Origin of the sequence: Corynebacterium sp., from assembly GCF_012837295.1 — a bacterium.
Lineage (GTDB): Bacteria > Actinomycetota > Actinomycetes > Mycobacteriales > Mycobacteriaceae > Corynebacterium.
The window spans coordinates 1-2,132 of the sequence record NZ_DURI01000142.1; the positions used below are offsets into that span (position 1 = coordinate 1).

The window sequence follows — 2,132 nt, forward strand, 5'->3', positions numbered from 1 at the left end:
ACCCGAAACCGGGGCGGTGCGGCCTACCGGCGCCGTGCCGCCGACGGCACCGGACGCGGATACCGGCGCTGGGGCGTCGATGCCGCCGATCTCGCCGATGCCTCCGGACGCGGCGATGGGGCCCGACGATTGGTCGTCGTCGAGGTCCATCCAGTCGGGGCGCGACTTTGCGCGGCGCTTGTCGTTGATCCGCGTGAACTGGATCGCGACCTCCATCAGCACGGTCAGCGACAATGCGAGCGCCACCATCGACACCGGGTCCTGGCCCGGCGTCATGAACGCCGCGAAGATGAACAGCAGCAGGATGATCAGGCGCCGCTTGTCCTTCATGGTCTCGTAATGGAGCACGCCCACGACGTTGAGCATGATGATGAACAACGGCAACTCGAAGCTGACGCCGAAGATGAGGATCAGCGAGAGGATAAAGTTGAAGTAGCGCTCACCCGTAAGGGCGGCGATCTGCGCATTATCGCCCATCTGCAGCAAGAAATCGAGACCGTAAGCGACCACGAAATACGCCATGACCGCGCCCGCCGCGAACAGCAGGGCTGCCGCGGTGACGGTGATGAGCGTGTTGCGGCGTTCCTTCCGCACCAGCCCGGGCGTGATGTAGGCCCAGATCTGGTACAGCCAAAACGGCGCGGAAATTACGAGGCCGGCGAGCGCGCCCACCTTGAGGCGGAGCATGAACATCTCGAAGGGACTAGTGGCCAGCAGGCGGCATTCCGTGGAATCGGCCCCTCCGAATCGCTGCTCGGGCGGCAGCTGGCAGTAGGGCTCCTTGAGGATCTCGCCCAGCGACATGAAGTGGGCGGGACCGAAGGTCGCGTTGCCGAAGGGTAGCTTCCACGGGCCCAGAGCGAACGAGAACTGGTACCACGCGAAGCCGATGATCGTTCCGACGAGAATGCCCGCGAGGGCCTTGAGCAACCGGGAGCGCAGTTCCTGGATGTGCTCGACGATCGACATGACGCCCTCGGGATCCCGCTTCCTTTTGCGGGCCCGGGGGCGTTTCGTGGGCGCGGTCACGGCGGACTAGCGCTGATCGTCGATGTTCGGCTGCTGCGGCTGGGCCTGGGGTGCCTGCTGCGGCGGGTACTGCTGATACTGCTGCGGCTGGGCCTGCGGCGCCTGCTGCGGCGGCTGCTGCACGTAGGGCTGCTGAGGCTGAGCCTGCGGGGCCTGCTGAATGGCCTGCTGCTCCGGAACCTGCGGCTGCTCGTCGTCGTGCTGCATCTCCTTGACTTCGGACTTGAAGATGCGCATCGAACGGCCCAGTGAACGGGCAGCATCGGGGAGCTTTCGTGCGCCGAAGAGAAGGACGAGGACAACGAGAATGAGAACGAGTTCCCAACCACCGGGGAGGCTCATCGGAAATGACCTTTCGTCGCGAATTTCTGGGGTTCCTTGGACGGAAAACTAGTTCCCGGACGCGTAAGAGCTATGGGGAACTATCTTCATTTTCGCCGCTGGAGGGCGTTGGGTCTTCACCATACGCGCGCAAACCAGCGCGTGCGCGTTCCGCCACGGCCTTGGGCAACGATACCGGGTCGACGGCCGTCACGCCCGGCCAGCGGCGGAGCAAGAACCCCACGGTGCGTTCCACGTTGGCGGCGGGCACCCATGCGGGGTACGGCCCGCCCTCGGGGAAACCGTCGTCGCCGTGGTCGTACATCCACGCGATGGGGTCGTAGTCGGCGACCCACGTGGCGTCGGCGGCGACTTCCACCTGGGCCCACGAGTCCTCGTCACCGAGGAAGCCGTGCGGATCCTCGGGCGTGAATTCCGGTGCCTCGTGACGGTGCGCGGGCCGCCCCGTGTCCACGGCACCGAGCATGCGGTCGATGCGGAAGGACTTGACGACGGCGCCCGCCTCCCCGACTCCCCCGGCATCGTCGTTTCCGGCCCTGTCCTCCGAGGAACCGTCGCGGCGGTCGACGGCCTTGAGATACGGGTCATCTTCGACCATGACCAGCGACACCGGGTCGACGCTGCGGACGCCGCGGTCCCCCGAGGCGGTCCGGTAGTCGATTTCCAGGACGTGGCCGTCGGCGATCGCACCGCGCACGGTCGCCAGAATCTCGGCGTGCGCGACGTCCGCCGCGGCGTGCGGCGTCGTGTCCGCCACGGCC

3 protein-coding genes are annotated in these 2,132 nt (G+C 66.5%); all 3 read right to left on the bottom strand.

What is annotated here, in order from left to right; genetic code table 11:
* Nucleotides 1-969: twin-arginine translocase subunit TatC (tatC, locus tag GX015_RS04810; RefSeq protein ID WP_291343192.1), on the bottom strand; the 969-nt coding region annotated here is incomplete at its 3' end.
* Nucleotides 970-1,035: 66 nt separating this feature from the next.
* Complete coding sequence (gene tatA, locus GX015_RS04815; protein WP_291343194.1) at nt 1,036-1,371, bottom strand: Sec-independent protein translocase subunit TatA; 336 nt, start codon at nt 1,369-1,371, stop codon at nt 1,036-1,038.
* 70 nt (nt 1,372-1,441) lie between these two features.
* Nucleotides 1,442-2,132: WYL domain-containing protein (locus GX015_RS04820; protein ID WP_291343196.1), on the bottom strand; the 691-nt coding region annotated here is incomplete at its 5' end.